Source organism: Yersinia mollaretii ATCC 43969 (genome assembly GCF_013282725.1).
GTDB lineage: Bacteria > Pseudomonadota > Gammaproteobacteria > Enterobacterales > Enterobacteriaceae > Yersinia > Yersinia mollaretii.
Window position 1 is genome coordinate 2,661,081 of the sequence record NZ_CP054043.1, and the last position, 19,700, is coordinate 2,680,780.

Sequence of the window (19,700 nt, forward strand, 5' to 3'; positions counted from 1 at the left end):
GGGTATATGTCAAAAATTCTTACGCGGTCAGACGGGCTGCGTCTTGTGCGATAACCAACTCTTCGTTGGTTGGGATAACCAGAGCCAGACGGCTGCCATCTTTGGTGATGGTGCCTGATTTACCAAAGCGTGCTGCCAGATTACGTTCGTGGTCAATTTCAAAGCCCAGCAGGCCCAGTTTGTCCAGCGTCAGTTCACGGACCATGGCTGCATTCTCACCGATACCACCAGTGAAGATAACCGCATCCAGACGGCCATCCATCAGCGCGGTATAAGCACCGATGTATTTTGCCAGACGGTGGCAGAACACATCCATTGCGCGGCGTGCATCGGCTTTGGTTTCATAGTTGTCTTCAACATAACGGCAGTCACTGGTGACTTCAGTCAGACCCAACAGGCCAGACTCTTTGGTCAGCAGCTTGTTGATTTGATCAACACTCATCCCCATTGAGTCATGCAGGTGGAAAATGATTGCCGGGTCGATATCACCGCTACGGGTACCCATAACCAGACCTTCCAGTGGCGTCAGGCCCATAGAAGTATCAACACATTTACCGTTACGTACTGCTGTTACTGAACCGCCGTTACCCAAATGGCAGGTAATAACGTTCAGTTCTTCCAGTGGTTTGTTCAGGGTTTTAGCGGCTTCCTGGCTCACATAGAAGTGGCTGGTGCCGTGTGCGCCATAGCGACGGATGCCGTGATCTTTGTATAAGCTGTACGGCAGGGCGTAGAGGTAAGACTCTTCCGGCATGGTCTGATGGAAAGCGGTGTCAAAGACAGCGACATTTTTATTCGTCAGATTTGGGAAGGATTTCAATGCCTCAGCGATACCGATCAGGTGAGCTGGGTTATGCAGTGGTGCAAACGGGATAGAATCTTTGATACCCTGAATAACTTCGTCGGTAACGATAGCTGATGCGGTGAATTTCTCGCCGCCATGAACAATGCGGTGACCGATAGCGGTCAGTTGAGCAGAAAGCTCTGGTTTTTGTGCCAGAATAGTATTAACAATGAAATTCAGTGCTTCGCTGTGTGCTGCACCAGCACCCAATGCTGCTTCCTGTTTGCCACCATCAATTTTCCATTTGATGCGGGCTTCCGGCAGATGGAAGCATTCGGCTAAACCAGAGAGGTGTTCTTCACCATTGGTCGCGTCGATGATAGCAAATTTTAGGGAAGAGCTACCGCAGTTAAGAACCAGTACTAGCTTACTCGACATGGAAGTACCTATTTATAGACGTGTTCGACATCTGTTTTTAAAAAAACAGCGAAAAACACGTGGTTAATAAAACGTCAATCTGTCCAAAAGCGTAGCGCAAATTGGTGTCGACATTAATGATTAACATCATGCGATAGCAAAAAAGGCATGATGATGGAAAAATCGCGTATTAAACGTTAAGTGGAAACGTTAACGCCTGGTGGTCAATACTGGTGCGATTTAACAAAAATGATTTAAATGCTGCAAAAAGTTGACATATTTTCCGTCATCTTCTAGCGGCCAAAAGGCCGAGCTAGGATACCGATAGCGTCGCCTAAAAACAAAATATATTTAACAGACTAATTTTTAGTTTGTGGATTACAAAAATAATTTTAATTTTTGCTTGTGAAGTTGAGGTGAGCCATGACAACAAAACCCTCTGATACCCTAGGTTGGTTTCAGGTACTCCAGCGCGGTCAGCACTATATGAAGACTTGGCCTGCTGACAAACGCCTTGCGCCGATGTTCCCGGAGAACCGTGTGGTCACCGCGACACGTTTTGGCATTCGCTTTATGCCGCCACTGGCCATTTTTACCCTGACATGGCAGATAGCGCTCGGCGGCCAACTAGGCCCGGCCATCGCCACGGCGCTGTTCGCCTGCGGTCTGCCACTGCAAGGGTTATGGTGGTTAGGTAAACGTGCGATTACGCCGCTGCCGCCCACGCTATTACAGTGGTTCCACGAGGTGCGTAATAAGCTGGCTGAAGCAGGACAGGCCGTCTCGCCCGTTGAGCAAACGCCAACCTATCAGTCGCTGGCCGATGTCCTGAAGCGCGCATTCAAGCAACTGGATAAAACGTTTCTCGATGATCTCTAACCTCAAAGGATTAGCTGCGCAAAATCCCCTGTCAAATCAAAGTATGGGCTAAGCCTGTGTGCGATGATTTCCTCATTATTTATGTCTTAGGAGTTTAGTGATGGATATGACCAACGCCCAACGATTGATTCTGTCGAATCAGTACAAGATGATGACCATGCTGGACCCAGAAAACGCTGAGCGCTATCGCCGCCAGCAAACAATAGTCGAACGTGGCTTTGGTTTGCAGATGCGTGAACTGGACCGCGATTTTGGTGAAATGAGCGAAGAGACTTGCCGTACCATCATTAATATCATGGAGATGCACCACGCGCTGCAAGTCTCTTGCGGTAACCTGAAAGACAAACAGGATTTGGATGAGCGCCGTATCGCCTTCCTCGGTTTTGATGCTGCCACCGAATCTCGCTACCTGAGTTATGTGCGCTTTATGGTCAACACTGAAGGGCGCTATACCCACTTTGACTCCGGCACCCACGGTTTTAACTCCCAAACCCCAATGTGGGACAAATATCAGCGCATGTTGGCTATTTGGCAATCATGCCCGCGCCAATATCATTTGAGTGCCGTTGAGATTTCGCAAATTATTAATGCCTGATTGGGCTGACTGAGGCGATTGATTTATAAAGCTGATTCATAAAAAGTGGTTTACAGACGAGGATGTGCTTGTGGAGTGTAAAGGTTTTCTTTTTGATTTGGACGGGACTCTGGTCGATTCATTACCTGCTGTTGAACGAGCTTGGATTGGTTGGGCGCAAAGTCGCGGTATCAATCCAGCGGAAGTGCTCGATTTTATCCACGGCAAACAAGCCATTACCTCTCTTCGCCATTTTATGCCGGGTGCCAGTGATGCTGAACTTCAGGCGGAGTTTTTGGCATTAGAGCGCATTGAAGCCAACGACACTGATGGTGTGACCGCATTGCCGGGCGCAGTCGCACTCTTGAATCGGCTGAACAGCCTGTCGATTCCGTGGGCGATTGTGACATCAGGCTCGGTGCCAGTGGCCTCAGCGCGCCGTGCTGCGGGCCATTTGCCAGAACCCAAAGTGTTTGTGACGGCCGAACAAGTGAAGCACGGGAAACCCATGCCTGATGCCTATCTGCTGGGAGCAGAAAGTTTAGGGCTGGCACCGGAAGATTGCATCGTGGTAGAAGATGCTCCGGCGGGTATTTTGTCAGGGCTAGCGGCGGGCTGCAAAGTGATTGCGGTGAATGCCCCCGCTGACACGCCAAAGCTCGATCAGGTTGATTTGGTGCTAAATTCACTTGAGCAAATCACAGTAGACGCCACCGCCAATGGTGCTGTGGTCCGGATGAAATAGCGCCGCTCACTCTACCGGAGCGCTTCGGGCCACGGGAATTATTCGCAAAAAGGTGCCTTGATGGCACCTTTTTTATGTTGTTAAAGGAACAATTTATTTTGTTAGCCGAAGCTGAAAGCTTTCTTTGCAGAATATCTTGCTATTAATATCGTTCTGGGATGGTAAGCGCATAAATTAGCAGTCATTATTGATCTCGGACAGCGGCTATTGCTGAATTTAATGCTTTACTGCCAAAGCTGGATATTTCCTTTCACTTTTTGCCAACGAGGCCATTTTGAACAGCGAACTATTGTGGGTGTTGACGCTACTTCTGATAGCTATTGTGCTGTTTACCACCAATAAGTTGCGAATGGATGTCGTGGCATTGTTGGTGATTATTGCCTTTGTGATGAGTGGCACTTTGTCTCTTGCTGAGGCCACCAGCGGATTTAGCGACCCGAACGTAATATTGATCGCGGCGTTGTTTGTCATTGGTGATGGGCTAGTCAGAACCGGTGTCGCCTACCAGGTCGGGGATTGGCTGGTCAAAGTGGCGGGTCACAGTGAAACCAAAATGTTGGCGTTATTGATGGTGACCGTCGCCGGATTGGGCGCTTTTATGAGCTCGACGGGTGTGGTGGCGATATTTATCCCGGTAGTACTGAGTGTTGCCAGCCGGATGAAAATTTCTCCGGGGCGGTTAATGATGCCACTGAGCTTTGCTGGCCTGATCAGCGGCATGATGACACTGGTTGCGACACCGCCAAACATGGTGGTGAACAGCGAATTGCTGCGTGAAGGCATTAAAGGGTTTGGATTCTTTGGCGTCACCCCGATTGGCATCATCATTTTGTTGATGGGTGTCGCTTATATGTTAGTGGCCCGCCGCTGGCTGGGGGGCAAGCAAGAGCATTCAGAAAAAGATCAGTGGAAGCGCCGCACCTTCCGTGATCTTATCCGCGATTACAAGCTCACTGGCCGCGCTCGCCGCTTGGCTATCCGTCACAACTCCCCACTGATTGGTCGCTCGCTTGATGAGCTGCATCTGCGTGCTCGCTATGGTGCAAATGTGGTTGGGATTGAGCGTTGGAAGCGTTTCCGTCGTGTGATGGTCAGCGCGACCAGTTCATCTGAGCTGCATGAAAACGACGTGCTGCTGATTGACATGTCCGATTGCGACATCGATTTACGCGAGTTTTGTACTGATCAAATGCTAGAGCCGCTGGTGCTGCGCGGTGAATACTTCTCCGAACAAGCGCGCAATGTCGGGATGGCTGAGGTTTCACTGATCCCTGACTCTGCCTTATTGGGCAAGAGCTTACGTGAGGTCACTTTCCGTACCCGCTATGGCCTGAATGTGGTCGGTATCCGCCGCAACGGTAAGACGCTGGAAGGCAAACTGGTTGATGAAAAGTTACAGTTTGGCGATATCTTACTGGTCATTGGCGACTGGAAACTGATCCGCCAGTTGCAGCAAAAAACGCGCGATTTTATCGTGCTGAATCTGCCCGCTGAAGTGGATGAAGTGGCACCCGCCATCTCACAAGCGCCCCATGCTCTGTTCTGTCTGGCATTGATGGTGGCGATGATGCTGACGGATGAAGTGCCCAATGTGATTGCGGCGCTGGTGGCCTGTTTGCTGATGGGGCAGTTCCGTTGCATTGATATGGAAAGTGCTTACCGCTCGATCCATTGGCCGAGTTTAATTTTGATTATCGGGATGATGCCTTTTGCGCAGGCATTACAGAAAACCGGCGGGGTAGATTTGATTGTGCAGGGGCTAATGGATGTGGCTGGCGGGATGGGGCCGCGCGTGATGCTGCTGTGCTTGTTTGTGCTCTGCGCCACGATTGGGCTGTTTATCTCTAATACGGCAACGGCGGTTCTGATGGCTCCGATTGCCATTGCGGCGGCCCGAGAGATGTCCCTTTCCCCGTATCCATTCGCGATGATTATTGGTATTGCCGCGTCGGCGGCATTTATGACGCCTGTATCTTCGCCGGTCAATACACTGGTTTTAGGTCCCGGCGGCTATAAATTTGGTGATTTTGTCCGCATGGGGGTGCCATTTACTGTGCTGGTGATGATTGTGAGTGTGATGGTGGTGCCAGTGCTGTTTCCGTTTTAATTATCCTTCGTCCTTGGCGCTACAGGGTTGTTAGCTGCGCTCGCGCACCCGAATCACTGACGAGGGTCAGCTCATCGGGATGTGCTCACTGGCTGCCTACCTGTAACCCCAATGACTTTGGCTAATATTGGGTTCTGCCGGATTTCCCTGGCTTCATTCTTCACTCGGCAGCTCAAATGTGCTTTGAAAATCAACTTCAACTTCAACTTCAACTTCAACTTCAACTTCAACTTCAACTTCAACTTCAACAGCAAAAGTAAATGCAAAATTAGTCTAGTGAGTCGAGGCTGATTTCGTCGAGTGAGAGGCTGAAGCTGGGGACAAAGACTTCCATAAAGTAATCCATCTCTGGGCTTTGGCGCAGGGCGAGTGTTTTCTCTAACCGCGCTTTGGCTTGGATGAATTCGTTATTTCCTGCGGATAACTCCTCCAGACATTTGAGGTAAGCGCACAGGGCATCGGCTTGTTTAACCAGTGCTTTCTCCTCCTCGCTGTAATAATTCTCATCTAGCAGGCAGCGAAAATCGTGCTGCAACTCTTTTGGCAGCATTTCGATCAGTTTCTGCTGCGCCACTTTTTCTATTTTTTTGTATTCATGGGCAATTTGCGGATTGTAATACTTGATAGGCGTGGGTAAATCCCCAGTAATGACTTCGCTGGCATCGTGGTACATCGCCAACAGCGCGATACGATCGGCATTGAGATTGCCATTAAATTTACGATTTTTAATGATGGCTAATGCATGAGCGACGAATGCCACCTGCAAACTGTGCTCAGAAACATTTTCAGTGCGGACATTGCGCATCAGCGGCCAGCGGTTGATGAGTTTCAGGCGGGATAGGTGGGCGAAGAAGTGACTCATAATTTTCTCTCTTTTTTACTTTTTAAAGTAGCACTGGGGATAGCATATCAGATTGGGTTTTGGTTGATGTTTGATTTAATCGGATCGGATCAGGTTTCGGTTGATATTGGTTCAATGTTCACCTGAACCCCGTGGCCTCAACCGAGCAGGAGGGCAGGCCGGCCCTCCTGCACCTGCGGCTTGCGCGAAATATGACTGCTGTCGCAGTGCCCTCCGGCAGCTTGCCGGCTAATCGAACCGGGGCTGACTCGCTCCCAGCTCGACAGCCCCTTTCGCGGGATATTCGTCCCATCCATGGGACTCACCCCTTTGGGGCCGCTGCAAGCAGCGTTCAAATCTGCTCCCGGCAGATTTGTCCATGCGGCTCATTCGGCCTGCAATCTTTGTCGGTAATATTCCCAATTGCGCTCAAGGTCAAAAGAGAAAGGCAAAACTAGGGTTTTGACCTTGAAGTTAAAAGCACATTTGAGCTGCCGAGCGAAGAGAGAAGGTAGGACGCGAGGCATGGATGCCGAGCGAGCCGTGCTTGAGCAGGAGCGAATCACGGCGGTCCGTCAGCCGGAACGATGAGGGAGGGGACCCACGAAGTGGGCAAGCGATTCGTGCGCAAGCGCGGGATTGCACAAGGGGGCCGCTGCCCCCTTTGCCGGTTGGTTCATCGGAGGCTAGGTGAGTCGTGAAGCTATGACAACCGAACCCGATCACCATCAACCGAAACCAGATCCGGCCTGTTTGCATTTACTGATGGTAGGTCTCCAAAAACCGCCCCAGCTTCCTCACTGCCATCTCCAACTCATCCACGCGCGGCAACGTCACGATCCGCACGTGATCCGGATATGGCCAGTTAAAGGCGCTACCTTGTACCAGCAACACTTTTTCCTGCAACAGCAGATCCAACACCAGTTTCTGGTCATCTTTCAGGTTAAAACGCTTCTGATCGATACGCGGGAACATATACAGCGCGCCCTGAGGTTTCACGCAGGAAACACCGGGGATTTGGTTGATTAATTCCCAAGCGCGGTCACGTTGTTCATACAAACGTCCTCCCGGTTGGATAAACTCACTGATGCTCTGATAGCCGCCCAGCGCTGTTTGAATCGCATGTTGCATCGGTACGTTGGCACACAACCGCATTGAGGCCAGCATCTCCAAGCCTTCGATATAACCTTTGGCATGCTTTTTCGGCCCGTTCAGCACCATCCATCCCTGACGGAAACCGGCAACACGGTAGGTCTTGGACAAACCATTAAAGGTGACAGTCAGTAAATCGGGGGCCAGAGCGGCAATAGAGTGATGCTGGGCTTCGTCATATAAAATCTTATCGTAGATCTCATCGGCGAAAATAATCAGGTCATTCTGGCGGGCAATTTCGACAATCTCCAGTAGCAGCTCTTTGCTGTAGACCGCGCCCGTCGGGTTATTTGGGTTGATAATCACAATCCCACGGGTACGCGGGGTGATCTTGCTGCGGATATCATCCAAATCAGGGAACCAGCCTGATTCTTCATCACACATATAGTGCACGGCTTTACCGCTTGAAAGCGAAACTGCCGCCGTCCATAACGGATAATCTGGTGCTGGCACTAGCATTTCATCGCCGATGTTCAGCAATGCCTGCATGGATTGCACAATTAGCTCAGAAACACCGTTCCCAATGTAGATATCCTCGACTGTCAGGTCGCGCATATCGCGGGCCTGATAGTGCTGCATAATGGCTTTGCGCGCCGAAAACAGGCCTTTGGAGTCGCAATAGCCTTGTGCCGTTGGCAAATTACGGATCACATCCACCAGAATTTCATCCGGTGCATCGAAACCAAACGGGGCAGGGTTGCCGATGTTCAGTTTCAGAACCTTGTTACCTTCTTCTTCAAGACGCTTAGCTTCTTTTAGCACTGGGCCACGAATGTCGTAACAAACGTTGTCCAGTTTGCTGGATTTCTCAATGGGGGACATAAAAAATTGAGCCTTTTGCTGGTAAAAGCGTGTCCTCAGCGTGGAACACTGCAAGGCATCCAATGTACTCCGACGCCGCTGCTTTTTGAAGTTCTATACACATCTTTAGTGTGGATGCCGGTTTTTAATTCAAATACCCATCGGCTGAAAGTGGGGAGTGACATTAAGGCTGTTTTGCGGTTAAGCCCTTATCAGATATGTGTGATTGATGAATTTGTCTGAAGTTTTATTCGGAAAAATTTTGATATACACAATCATGAGCAAAAAAATAGATCACCATAAGGTGAGGTAAATTTCCTACACGGCGAAGATTTGCCGTGATGGCTATGAGATCATTCTCAATGAGATTGCATTTTAAGGGTGAGGATCTGAATGAAACAGCTTATATCATCATACATATTATGGACGTGTGGGACAGTATGAATTTGTAAATAGGAAAACTATTAAGAATAATTAATGTTAACTCTCGGATTCTTAATGATTACTAAGCGTTACTGATTGAATTATCACAGTAAGATAAAAAAATCTCAGAGTAATACATTGATGTTTTTTGATATTACTTCCGTTCAAGAGCCTGGGTTTTTTAATTAAAATGGGCTTCCAACTCTTATAATCAGTCACGAAAAGTGAGATAACAGAAGTCTAAAAATCTTCATTAATCGAAGATTTAGCCGTTTTGTATGACCGTATTCACAAATAACACTATCGTTCAGCCAATAGAATTTTATAAAAAGAGATAGCGGTAACGAAATATAAGTAAATTTTTTGCCCTACTCTAATGAGTGGGGTACTGTCATACTTAGCGTTGTCCCTTATTGATGGCGCTAATACATAAACACCAGGGTAGTTTGTAATTAGAATTCAAAAAAGTGAAGAATACACTATGACAAATGCAAATCGTCCGATAATTAATCTCGACCTCGATCTGCTTAGAACCTTTGTAGCTGTTGCTGACTTGAATACTTTTGCCTCCGCTGCCGCAGCGGTTTGTCGAACACAGTCAGCGGTTAGCCAACAAATGCAACGGTTAGAACAGTTAGTGGGTAAGGAGTTGTTCGCCCGTCATGGGCGTAACAAATTACTCACTGAACATGGTCTCCAGTTACTTGGCTATGCCAGAAAAATTTTACGTTTTAACGATGAAGCCTGTACGTCACTCATGTACAGCAATATAGAAGGGTCGCTCGTTATTGGTGCATCTGATGATACTGCCGATACGTTGCTGCCTTTCTTGCTGAACCGGGTGGCGACACTATATCCTCGGCTGGCGATAGATGTGCGGGTAAAACGTAGCCCACTTATCACCGATATGCTGAGCAGTAGTGAGGTGAATCTGGCTATTACCACAGCCAAAGTTGACGCTCATCCTCATGTGATTTTAAGAACATCACCCACACTTTGGTACTGTTCTGCCGACTATCAGTTCCTGCCCGGCGAGGCCGTTCCGTTAGTGGTGATGGATGAGCCAAGTCCATTCCGTAATATGGCGATAGAGCATCTCACCAAAGCCGGTATTGCATGGCGTATCGCCTATGTGGCCTCTTCACTTTCTGCCATTCGAGCGGCAGTGAGGGCAGGGCTGGGTGTGACTGCCAGACCGATTGAGATGATGAGTCCTGATTTACGGGTGCTGGGTGAAACAGAAGGGCTACCTCGCCTGCCTGAAACGCACTATTCACTCTGTAAAAGTAGCCAGTGTGACAATGAATTGGCGCTAGCCATTTTCGACACCATGCAGGCGGGTCATCAACATGGTTTGCAATCTGACTCAGGTCTGGTTCTGGATTCTGATTACCTAATAGATGATGTAAATTAAGAATTCAACGCAAATAACATATCATAAGCCCCTAATTTCAGGGGCTTTTTGTTTTATTTTTTCGACAAAAATTCGATTTATTTCTATTTCAAATTAATCTTATGCTCAAAACGTCATTTTATTTTATTTACATCTATTTATCGGCATTCGGAAAATTATGTTAGCCAAATAGAAATGTAATTAATATTCATTCTCATTTAATAATGAAATGGCTTTATCAAAACGCCGTTTCATTTTTAATAAATAATTAAGTGCAACTTTTCATACCGAATATTTATTAAATAACACCCAAAACGTGTTCTGGATCAAAAAAATACCCCTAGCTAGTGAGTGGAAGAACCGGTTATTCCTGAGACAATGGTATAGTTAATACGAACTATACTGGTTGGTTTATATGTGTATGTTCTGACTTAACAAATTACTGACTCGATTTAGCTTACGCGTCCGCACCAAATGTTAAGTAAGATCGTGCACTTGTAAATTAATCTTTAGTTACTTTTGTCTAAGTTGACAAAAGGTTACTGAAAGGAGTAAAAAGCCCACAGTAAAACACTGGCTAAACAGTTGTAAAGACAGTGTGTTTTGTGTGGTTTTTATCCTTCCCTTTGAATCGATGTGGTGCACTAACTGCCAATACAAGAGCAGGATGTTCGACACCACTTTTGATGAGTAAGCAATGCGTATGTCAACAACCACTGAAGTTATCGCTCATCATTGGGCGTTCGCTGTATTCCTGATCGGCGCAATCGGACTATGCGGTTTGATGCTCTTAGGTGCGTTCTTCCTGGGTGGGAGAGCTCGGGCCCGTGCCAAAAACGTCCCCTATGAGTCTGGTATTGACTCGGTAGGTTCGGCGCGTATGCGCTTATCCGCCAAGTTTTACCTGGTCGCTATGTTTTTCGTTATTTTCGATGTTGAAGCCCTGTACCTCTATGCGTGGTCAATCTCTATTCGTGAGAGTGGCTGGGTAGGCTTTATCGAAGCAACCATTTTCATTTTGGTGCTTTTGGCTGGTTTGGTTTATCTGGTGCGCATCGGCGCTCTGGATTGGACTCCTGTGCGTTCTAATCGCCGCGTGAGCAAACCGAGCATAGTTAAATACGCCAGCAGTCATCCGCAAGCGCAAGATAACCGCCAATAAATACAGCGAGGCATTAACATGGACTATACGCTCACCCGCATAGACCCTAACGGTGAGAACGACCGTTACCCCCTGCAAACTCAGGAAACCGTCAGCGGCGATCCTCTCGAGCAACATGTCCATCGTAGTGTTTACATGGGTAAACTTGAGAACGCCATGCACGACATGGTGAACTGGGGGCGTAAGAACTCCCTTTGGCCGTATAACTTCGGCCTTTCTTGTTGTTATGTAGAGATGGTGACTTCGTTCACTGCCGTACATGACGTCGCGCGTTTTGGTGCAGAAGTACTGCGTGCTTCTCCGCGTCAGGCCGATTTCATGGTCGTGGCCGGTACTTGCTTCACCAAAATGGCCCCGGTGATTCAGCGTCTGTATGAACAAATGCTCGAACCTAAATGGGTTATCTCCATGGGCGCCTGTGCCAACTCAGGCGGCATGTACGATATCTATTCCGTGGTGCAAGGCGTGGATAAATTCCTTCCCGTAGACGTGTATATTCCTGGCTGTCCACCGCGCCCGGAAGCTTATATGCAAGCACTGTTGCTGCTACAGGAATCTATCGGTAAAGAGCGCCGTCCTCTCTCTTGGGTTGTGGGTGATCAAGGTGTTTACCGCGCCAATATGCAGCCAGAAAGAGAACGTAAGCATGCTGAACGAATTGCAGTAACTAACTTGCGGACACCTGACGAGATCTAACCCGACTTTCGGCGTTGGATTTTTGTGCGTAAGTGATTTGTTTTTGGATGGAATTGTTTTTATCCAGAACATGTGTGCGGCAAATGACCACAAAATGACACATTCAGTGTGGTGAAAAAACAGTGTGGTGAATAAATAATGACCGATTTAACGACGTCCGACAGCACCCAGCCTGCATGGCAGACCCGTGATCATCTCGATGATCCGGTGATTGGTGAACTGTCGAACCGTTTTGGGCCTGAGGCCTTTGTTGTTCAAGCGACCCGTACCGGGATGCCCGTGGTATGGGTGAAGCGTGAACAATTGCTAGAAATAATGTCGTTCTTAAGAAAACAGCCTAAACCTTACGTCATGCTTTTTGATTTGCATGGTGTGGATGAGCGCCTTCGTACTCACCGCCAGGGGCTTCCTGAAGCGGATTTTTCTGTTTTCTATCATCTGCTCTCCATCGAACGCAACCGCGATATCATGCTGAAAGTGGCACTGTCTGAAAAAGACTTACATGTGCCCACAGCGACCAAAATTTTCCCGAATGCCAACTGGTATGAGCGGGAAACGTGGGAGATGTTCGGTATCACCTTTGATGGTCACCCCCATCTGACGCGCATCATGATGCCGCAGAGTTGGGAAGGCCACCCGCTGCGGAAAGACTATCCAGCGCGAGCCACAGAGTTCGATCCCTTTGTGCTGACCAAGCAGAAAGAGGATCTGGAGATGGAATCGCTGACCTTCAAACCTGAAGATTGGGGCATGAAGCGTGGGACCGAAAACGAGGACTTTATGTTCCTTAACCTCGGCCCGAACCATCCCTCTTCACACGGTGCATTCCGTATCGTGTTGCAGCTTGATGGTGAAGAGATTGTCGATTGCGTGCCGGATGTGGGCTATCACCACCGTGGTGCGGAAAAGATGGGCGAGCGCCAATCTTGGCACAGCTACATTCCTTACACCGACCGTATCGAGTACCTCGGCGGTTGCGTCAACGAAATGCCTTACGTGTTAGCGGTTGAAAAACTGGCCGGTATCAAAGTGCCTGCGCGAGTCGATACCATCCGCGTCATGTTGTCCGAACTCTTCCGCATCAACAGCCACTTGCTCTACATCAGTACCTTTATCCAAGACGTTGGCGCAATGACGCCGGTGTTCTTCGCCTTTACCGACCGTCAGAAAGTCTACGATCTGGTTGAAGCGATCACCGGTTTCCGTATGCACCCGGCTTGGTTCCGTATTGGTGGCGTTGCCCACGACCTGCCGCGTGGCTGGGATCGTCTGCTGCGTGACTTCCTCGACTGGATGCCAAAACGTCTGGATTCCTACGTCAAAGCGGCATTGCAGAACAGCATCCTCAAAGGGCGTTCTGTTGGGGTGGCTGCCTATAATTCCAAAGAAGCATTGGAGTGGGGTGTCACTGGTGCTGGCTTGCGTGCGACGGGAGTTGAGTTTGACGTGCGGAAATGGCGTCCCTATTCCGGTTATGAAAACTTTGATTTTGAAGTGCCTATCGGTAACAACGGCGACTGTTATGACCGCGTGATGCTGAAAGTGGAAGAGTTGCGTCAAAGCCTGCGCATTCTGGAGCAATGTTATAAAAACATGCCAGAAGGGCCATTCAAGGCAGACCACCCACTGACCACACCGCCGCCGAAAGAACGCACGCTTCAACATATCGAAACGCTGATCACCCACTTCCTGCAAGTGTCATGGGGTCCGGTGATGCCAGCTAACGAATCATTCCAGATGGTTGAAGCGACCAAAGGGATCAACAGTTACTATCTGACCAGTGACGCCAGCACCATGAGCTATCGCACTCGGATACGTACCCCAAGCTATGCCCATTTACAGCAGATCCCATCGGTTATCCGTGGCAGCCTGGTATCTGACCTGATTGTCTATCTGGGCAGTATCGATTTTGTAATGTCTGATGTGGACCGCTAATTATGAGTGATCAAAAAGAGACTCAGGATCATAAAGAGAGCCAACGTGTGGTGGACCTGGCAGTCAATGCGGCTGAATCGGCGACCACAACTGACGTTTTCGAGTTGAGTGCTGAAGAACGTGATGCTATCGAGCATGAAAAGCACCATTACGAAGATGCCCGCGCCGCGTCAATCGAAGCACTGAAAATCGTGCAGAAGCAACGTGGCTGGGTGCCGGATGGGGCAATTCACGCCATTGCTGACGTGCTGGGTATCCCGGCCAGTGATGTTGAAGGGGTAGCCACATTCTACAGCCAGATCTTCCGCCAACCGGTAGGGCGTCATGTGATCCGCTACTGTGACAGCGTGGTGTGCCATATCACCGGTTATCAGGGGATTCAGGCCGCAATTTCGAAGAAACTCAGTATTCAGCCGGGCCAAACCACCTTTGATGGCCGCTTTACCCTGCTGCCGACTTGCTGCTTAGGGAATTGTGATCGTGGCCCGACCATGATGATCGACGACGATACCCACAGCTACCTGAAACCTGAAGATATCGAGAAGTTACTGGAGCAATATCCATGACAACTAACTCAGGTTTTACCAAAGAGGTTATCCGTACCCCGGAAATGCACCCGCTGACTTGGCGCTTGCGCGATGACAAACAGCCCGTGTGGCTGGATGAATATCGCAGTAAAACCGGTTATCTGGGCGCTGAAAAAGCCTTAAAAGGCATGGCACCCCCTGATGTTGTTAGCTTAGTCAAAGACGCGGGCCTGAAAGGCCGTGGCGGTGCAGGTTTCTCCACTGGGTTGAAGTGGAGCCTGATGCCGAAAGACGAAAGCATGAACATCCGCTATCTGCTGTGTAACGCCGATGAGATGGAACCGGGCACCTACAAAGACCGCCTGTTGATGGAGCAATTGCCGCATCTGCTGGTGGAAGGGATGCTGATCAGTGCCTTTGCGCTGAAAGCTTACCGTGGCTACATCTTCCTGCGTGGCGAATATATTGAAGCGGCGGTTAACTTGCGCCGTGCGATTGCCGAGGCCACCGAAGCGGGCCTGCTGGGCAAAAATATCATGGGCAGCGGCTTTGATTTTGAGCTGATTGTCCATACCGGTGCGGGTCGTTACATCTGTGGTGAAGAGACCGCACTGATTAACTCGCTGGAAGGCCGCCGCGCCAACCCACGTTCCAAGCCGCCTTTCCCCGCCTCTTCGGGTGTTTGGGGTAAGCCGACCTGCGTGAATAACGTGGAAACTCTGTGCAACGTGCCTGCCATTCTTGAGCATGGCGTGGAGTGGTATCAGGGGATTACGGCCGGTAAGAGTAACGACGCCGGGACCAAACTGATGGGCTTCTCTGGCCGGGTGAAAAATCCGGGTTTGTGGGAGCTGCCGTTTGGCATCACTGCCCGTGAAATTCTGGAAGATTACGCCGGTGGCATGCGCGATGGCTTGAAATTCAAAGCGTGGCAGCCGGGCGGTGCAGGGACTGACTTCCTGACCGCCGACCATCTGGATCTGCCGATGGACTTCGAGAATATCGCCAAAGCAGGCAGCCGTTTAGGGACTGCACTGGCGATGGCGGTAGACCACGAAATTGGCATGGTGCCGCTGGTGCGCAATCTGGAAGAGTTCTTTGCCCGTGAATCCTGTGGCTGGTGTACGCCTTGCCGCGATGGTTTGCCTTGGAGCGTGAAGATCCTACGTGCACTGGAGCGCGGCGAAGGTCAGCCGGGCGACATTGAGACGCTGGAGCAACTGTGCCGTTTCTTAGGGCCGGGCAAAACCTTCTGTGCTCACGCGCCGGGCGCGGTTGAACCCCTACAAAGTGCGATCAAATATTTCCGGGAAGAGTTCGAAGCCGGGATCGCCGCTAAAGACTATGGTAACACCCGAACCATAGCTGGTATTCAACCAAACCTGTTAAAAGCGCGCTGGTAGCAGCATTAATGCTCTTACTGTTTTCAGTAAGAGCCAGAATTTTTGATTAACGCTTGTAAAACGAACCGTTTCAAGGTCGCCGTAACAGCCAATAAACGTGTTCAATTACAAGCCACTTGGAAGCATGCTGATATGGCTACGATACATGTAGACGGCAAAGAATACGACGTAAACGGGGCCGACAACCTGTTACAGGCTTGTCTCTCCCTGGGACTCGATATTCCTTACTTTTGCTGGCATCCGGCGCTGGGAAGCGTCGGCGCTTGCCGCCAATGTGCGGTAAAGCAATACCAAAACGCCGATGACACCCGTGGGCGTTTGGTCATGTCCTGTATGACCCCGGCCACTGATGGAACCTTTATTTCCATTGATGACGGTGAAGCCAAAGATTTCCGTGCGAGTGTGGTTGAATGGTTGATGACAAACCACCCACACGATTGCCCGGTCTGTGAAGAGGGGGGGAATTGTCATCTGCAAGATATGACAGTGATGACCGGACACAGTTTCCGCCGCTATCGCTTCAGTAAACGTACTCACCAGAATCAGGATCTCGGCCCGTTCATCTCCCATGAAATGAACCGCTGTATCGCCTGTTATCGCTGCGTGCGCTACTACAAAGATTATGCTGATGGCACTGATTTAGGTGTCTACGGTGCGCACGATAACGTCTACTTTGGTCGTACTGAGAGCGGCACGCTGGAAAGCGAGTTCTCCGGTAACTTGGTCGAAGTGTGCCCGACCGGCGTATTCACCGATAAAACCCATTCCGAGCGCTATAACCGTAAATGGGATATGCAGTTCGCACCGAGTATCTGCCAGCAGTGCAGTGTGGGGTGTAACACTAGCCCAGGCGAGCGCTATGGTGAATTGCGTCGGATTGAAAACCGCTATAACGGCACCGTGAACCACTACTTTATGTGTGACCGTGGTCGCTTTGGTTATGGCTACGTCAACCGCAAAGACCGCCCACGTCAGCCGCAGCAACTGCGTGGCAACGACTGGATTCACCTTAACGCCGAACAGGCGATGCAAGGTGCGGCGGATGTTTTGCGTCAGGCGAAGAAAACCATCGGTATCGGCTCACCGCGCGCCAGTTTGGAAAGCAACTTTGCGCTGCGTGAATTGGTCGGTGCGGAAAACTTCTACACCGGTATTGCGGCAGGTGAGCAACAACGCCTGCAACTGATGCTGAAAGTGCTGCGCGAAGGCGGAGTTTATACGCCGTCGCTGCGCGAAATTGAGAGCTACGATGCGGTGCTGATTCTGGGTGAGGACTTGACCCAGACTGGCGCGCGTATTGCGCTCTCGGTTCGTCAGGCGGTGAAAGGCAAAGCCCGCGAAATGGCCGCAGCACAAAAAGTGGCTGATTGGCAGATTGCCGCCATCATGAACATTGGTCAGCACGCGAAACATCCGCTGTTTATCACCAATGTGGATAATACCCGCATGGATGATATCGCGGCGTGGAACTACCGTGCGCCAGTGGATGATCAAGCCCGTTTAGGCTTCGCCATCGCCCACGCGCTGGATGAATCTGCACCAGCGGTTGATGATTTGGCGAAAGAGCTGAAAGGCAAAGTGGATATCATCGTGCAGGCGTTGGCTGGTGCGAGAAAACCACTGATCATTACCGGCAGCAGTGCGGGCAGCGATGCCATCATTGAAGCCGCAGCCAACGTGGCGAAAGCCCTAAAAGGCCGTGGCGCAGACGTCGGCATCACCTTTGTTGCCAGTGCAGCCAATAGCATGGGCTTGACCATGATTGGCGGCGGTTCACTGGATCAAGCGCTGGCGCAGTTGTCCAGCGGTGAAGCAGATACTGCTATCGTGATGGAGAATGACCTCTATCGCCATGCGACGAAAGATAAGGTTGATACCGCGCTGGAGAGAGCCGCTAACCTGATTGTGGTGGATCATCAACGCACCGCGATTATGGATAAAGCCAGCTTGATCCTGTCGGCTGCCAGCTTTGCTGAAAGTGACGGTACACTGGTCAATCAGGAGGGCCGCGCTCAGCGCTTCTTCCAAGTCTATGACCCAACCTATTACGACGACCCGAAAAAGCCGGAAAACCACAGCATCATGCTGGAGAGCTGGCGTTGGTTGCACTCCCTGCACTCAACTTACACCAGTCGCCATGTGGACTGGACCCAGTTAGATCACGTGATTCAAGCTTGTGTCGCGGCTTTGCCACAGCTGGAAGGTATTGTTGAAGCGGCACCGGATGCCACTTTCCGCATTCGTGGGCAGAAACTGGCACGTTCGCCTATCCGCTACAGTGGTCGTACCGCGATGCGCGCTGATATCAGTGTGCACGAACCGCGTCAGCCGCAAGATATCGACACGCCGTTTGCCTTCTCGATGGAAGGGAACAACAGCCCACTGGCCGATCGTCAGCAGATTCCATTTGCTTGGGCGCCGGGCTGGAACTCACCGCAAGCTTGGAACAAATTCCAAGCCGAAGTGGGGGGGAACCTGCGCTTTGGTGATCCGGGTGTGCGTCTGATTGAAGCAGGGGAGGGAACGCTCGGTTACTTTGATTCTGTTCCCGCCGCCTTTAGCGCGACCGCTGAAAGCTGGCAGATTGCCCCTTACTACCATCTGTTTGGTAGCGAAGAGATGTCCCAACGCGCTGATGTGATCCAACAACGGATGCCAGAGCCTTATGTGATGGTCAACCCAGCCGATGCAGCGCAGTTAGGGGTTAACCTCGGTACGCTGGTGGAGTTCAACTGTGCGGGTCAAACTTTACGTTTGCCAGTGCGCTTGAGTGAAACCTTGGCTCAAGGTCAGGTCGGCTTGCCGCTTGGCTTACCGGGGATTCCACCGATTCTGGTGGGTGCGCGCGTTGAGAATCTGCGGGAGGCAGGACTATGAGCTGGTTTACCCCTGAATTGATTGAGATTTTAATCTCAGTCCTGAAAGCGGTGGTGATTCTGTTGGTGGTTGTCACCTGTGGCGCATTTATGAGCTTCGGTGAACGTCGCCTGCTGGGCCTGTTCCAGAACCGTTATGGACCAAACCGCGTGGGTTGGGGCGGGTCATTGCAGCTGGTCGCTGACATGATCAAAATGTTCTTCAAAGAGGACTGGGTACCGAAGTTCTCTGACCGGGCTATCTTTACGCTGGCCCCGGTTATTGCCTTTACCTCGCTGCTGCTCTCTTTCGCCATTGTCCCGGTCAGCCCGACCTGGGCGGTTGCGGATCTCAATATCGGCATCTTATTCTTCCTGATGATGGCGGGGCTGGCGGTTTACGCCGTGCTGTTCGCCGGTTGGTCCAGTAATAACAAATACTCTCTGTTAGGGGCGATGCGTGCTTCAGCGCAAACCCTGAGCTACGAAGTGTTCCTCGGCCTATCTTTGATGGGCGTGGTAGCACAGGCGGGTTCATTTAACATGCAGGATATTGTTAACTCTCAGGAGCACGTCTGGAATGTGATCCCGCAATTCTTTGGTTTCTTAACCTTTGCTATTGCAGGCGTTGCAGTTTGTCACCGTCATCCCTTTGACCAGCCAGAAGCTGAACAAGAGTTGGCCGATGGTTACCACATTGAATATTCCGGCATGAAATTCGGTCTGTTCTTCGTCGGTGAATACATTGGTATCGTGACCGTCTCTGCTCTGATCGTCACCTTGTTCTTCGGGGGTTGGCAAGGTCCGTTCCTGCCGCCATTTATCTGGTTTGCGCTGAAAACGGCTTTCTTCATGGTGATGTTCATTCTGATCCGTGCGTCCTTGCCGCGCCCACGTTATGACCAAGTGATGTCATTCGGCTGGAAAGTTTGCCTGCCGTTGACCCTGCTGAATCTGCTGGCGACTGCCGCGGTCATTTTGTACAACGCTCAATAAGGGGTGAATG

At 50.3% G+C, this 19,700-nt stretch carries 15 protein-coding genes; 12 read left to right on the plus strand and 3 right to left on the minus strand.

Translation table 11 applies throughout. From position 1 onward, the window contains the following. Positions 1-19: 19 nt before the first annotated feature. The gene (gene ackA, locus HRD69_RS11805) at positions 20-1,222 is read right to left on the minus strand and encodes an acetate kinase (RefSeq protein ID WP_004878179.1); all 1,203 of its coding nucleotides are present in this window, start codon (positions 1,220-1,222) and stop codon (positions 20-22) included. Between the two features lie 402 nt (positions 1,223-1,624). Between ackA and yfbV the strand changes: the two genes are divergently transcribed. The 4 genes from yfbV to HRD69_RS11825 all read left to right on the plus strand — a co-directional run bounded on the left by yfbV (position 1,625) and on the right by HRD69_RS11825 (position 5,506). Continuing rightward, positions 1,625-2,080, plus strand: coding sequence for a terminus macrodomain insulation protein YfbV (gene yfbV, locus HRD69_RS11810; RefSeq protein WP_004878177.1), 456 nt, complete (start codon positions 1,625-1,627; stop codon positions 2,078-2,080). Positions 2,081-2,180: 100 nt separating this feature from the next. Then, on the plus strand, positions 2,181-2,675 hold the full coding sequence (locus tag HRD69_RS11815) for a YfbU family protein (RefSeq protein WP_004708806.1): 495 nt from the start codon (positions 2,181-2,183) through the stop codon (positions 2,673-2,675). Positions 2,676-2,745: 70 nt separating this feature from the next. Beyond that, complete coding sequence (locus HRD69_RS11820) at positions 2,746-3,399, plus strand: sugar phosphatase (RefSeq protein WP_004878175.1); 654 nt, start codon at positions 2,746-2,748, stop codon at positions 3,397-3,399. Between the two features lie 274 nt (positions 3,400-3,673). Next, entirely contained in the window at positions 3,674-5,506 is a 1,833-nt protein-coding gene (locus HRD69_RS11825) for an SLC13 family permease (protein ID WP_032815634.1), read from the plus strand. Positions 5,507-5,774: 268 nt separating this feature from the next. Here HRD69_RS11825 and yfbR read toward each other — a convergent pair whose 3' ends face one another. Both yfbR and HRD69_RS11835 read right to left on the minus strand, forming a co-directional pair. Further along, positions 5,775-6,368, minus strand: coding sequence for a 5'-deoxynucleotidase (gene yfbR / locus HRD69_RS11830; protein ID WP_032815632.1), 594 nt, complete (start codon positions 6,366-6,368; stop codon positions 5,775-5,777). Positions 6,369-7,106: 738 nt separating this feature from the next. Further along, positions 7,107-8,321, minus strand: a complete 1,215-nt coding sequence (locus HRD69_RS11835; RefSeq protein ID WP_004876225.1) for a pyridoxal phosphate-dependent aminotransferase — start codon at positions 8,319-8,321, stop codon at positions 7,107-7,109. An 883-nt stretch (positions 8,322-9,204) separates the two neighbouring features. On the opposite strand from HRD69_RS11835, the gene rovM reads away from it, so the two are divergent. From rovM to nuoH, 8 genes are all read left to right on the plus strand, one after another. After that, complete coding sequence (gene rovM, locus HRD69_RS11840) at positions 9,205-10,137, plus strand: virulence transcriptional regulator RovM (protein ID WP_004876227.1); 933 nt, start codon at positions 9,205-9,207, stop codon at positions 10,135-10,137. 676 nt (positions 10,138-10,813) lie between these two features. Next, a complete protein-coding gene (gene nuoA / locus HRD69_RS11845) occupies positions 10,814-11,278 on the plus strand; it encodes an NADH-quinone oxidoreductase subunit NuoA (RefSeq protein ID WP_032815099.1) in 465 nt (154 codons plus the stop codon). Positions 11,279-11,296: 18 nt separating this feature from the next. Beyond that, a complete protein-coding gene (locus HRD69_RS11850; protein WP_002210278.1) occupies positions 11,297-11,974 on the plus strand; it encodes a NuoB/complex I 20 kDa subunit family protein in 678 nt (225 codons plus the stop codon). A 138-nt stretch (positions 11,975-12,112) separates the two neighbouring features. Then, complete coding sequence (gene nuoC / locus HRD69_RS11855) at positions 12,113-13,909, plus strand: NADH-quinone oxidoreductase subunit C/D (protein WP_004876229.1); 1,797 nt, start codon at positions 12,113-12,115, stop codon at positions 13,907-13,909. A gap of 2 nt (positions 13,910-13,911) precedes the next feature. Beyond that, the gene (gene nuoE / locus HRD69_RS11860; RefSeq protein WP_004876230.1) at positions 13,912-14,475 is read left to right on the plus strand and encodes an NADH-quinone oxidoreductase subunit NuoE; all 564 of its coding nucleotides are present in this window, start codon (positions 13,912-13,914) and stop codon (positions 14,473-14,475) included. After that, a complete protein-coding gene (gene nuoF, locus HRD69_RS11865; RefSeq protein WP_032815100.1) occupies positions 14,472-15,839 on the plus strand; it encodes an NADH-quinone oxidoreductase subunit NuoF in 1,368 nt (455 codons plus the stop codon). The genes nuoE and nuoF overlap by 4 nt, the downstream gene beginning before the upstream one ends. 132 nt (positions 15,840-15,971) lie before the next feature. Continuing rightward, positions 15,972-18,716, plus strand: coding sequence for an NADH-quinone oxidoreductase subunit NuoG (gene nuoG, locus HRD69_RS11870; protein WP_032815109.1), 2,745 nt, complete (start codon positions 15,972-15,974; stop codon positions 18,714-18,716). Further along, positions 18,713-19,690, plus strand: coding sequence for an NADH-quinone oxidoreductase subunit NuoH (nuoH, locus tag HRD69_RS11875; protein ID WP_032815101.1), 978 nt, complete (start codon positions 18,713-18,715; stop codon positions 19,688-19,690). The genes nuoG and nuoH overlap by 4 nt, the downstream gene beginning before the upstream one ends. The last annotated feature ends 10 nt before the right edge of the window (positions 19,691-19,700 follow it).

What these genes read in the sequence shown, in the direction of transcription:
- ackA (WP_004878179.1), bottom strand. Translation starts at nt 1,222, where the DNA reads ATGTCGAGTAAGCTAGTACTGGTTCTTAACTGCGGTAGCTCTTCCCTA.
- yfbV (WP_004878177.1), top strand. Translation starts at nt 1,625, where the DNA reads ATGACAACAAAACCCTCTGATACCCTAGGTTGGTTTCAGGTACTCCAG.
- HRD69_RS11815 (WP_004708806.1), top strand. Translation starts at nt 2,181, where the DNA reads ATGGATATGACCAACGCCCAACGATTGATTCTGTCGAATCAGTACAAG.
- yfbR (WP_032815632.1), bottom strand. Translation starts at nt 6,368, where the DNA reads ATGAGTCACTTCTTCGCCCACCTATCCCGCCTGAAACTCATCAACCGC.
- HRD69_RS11835 (WP_004876225.1), bottom strand. Translation starts at nt 8,321, where the DNA reads ATGTCCCCCATTGAGAAATCCAGCAAACTGGACAACGTTTGTTACGAC.
- rovM (WP_004876227.1), top strand. Translation starts at nt 9,205, where the DNA reads ATGACAAATGCAAATCGTCCGATAATTAATCTCGACCTCGATCTGCTT.
- nuoA (WP_032815099.1), top strand. Translation starts at nt 10,814, where the DNA reads ATGCGTATGTCAACAACCACTGAAGTTATCGCTCATCATTGGGCGTTC.
- HRD69_RS11850 (WP_002210278.1), top strand. Translation starts at nt 11,297, where the DNA reads ATGGACTATACGCTCACCCGCATAGACCCTAACGGTGAGAACGACCGT.
- nuoC (WP_004876229.1), top strand. Translation starts at nt 12,113, where the DNA reads ATGACCGATTTAACGACGTCCGACAGCACCCAGCCTGCATGGCAGACC.
- nuoE (WP_004876230.1), top strand. Translation starts at nt 13,912, where the DNA reads ATGAGTGATCAAAAAGAGACTCAGGATCATAAAGAGAGCCAACGTGTG.
- nuoF (WP_032815100.1), top strand. Translation starts at nt 14,472, where the DNA reads ATGACAACTAACTCAGGTTTTACCAAAGAGGTTATCCGTACCCCGGAA.
- nuoG (WP_032815109.1), top strand. Translation starts at nt 15,972, where the DNA reads ATGGCTACGATACATGTAGACGGCAAAGAATACGACGTAAACGGGGCC.
- nuoH (WP_032815101.1), top strand. Translation starts at nt 18,713, where the DNA reads ATGAGCTGGTTTACCCCTGAATTGATTGAGATTTTAATCTCAGTCCTG.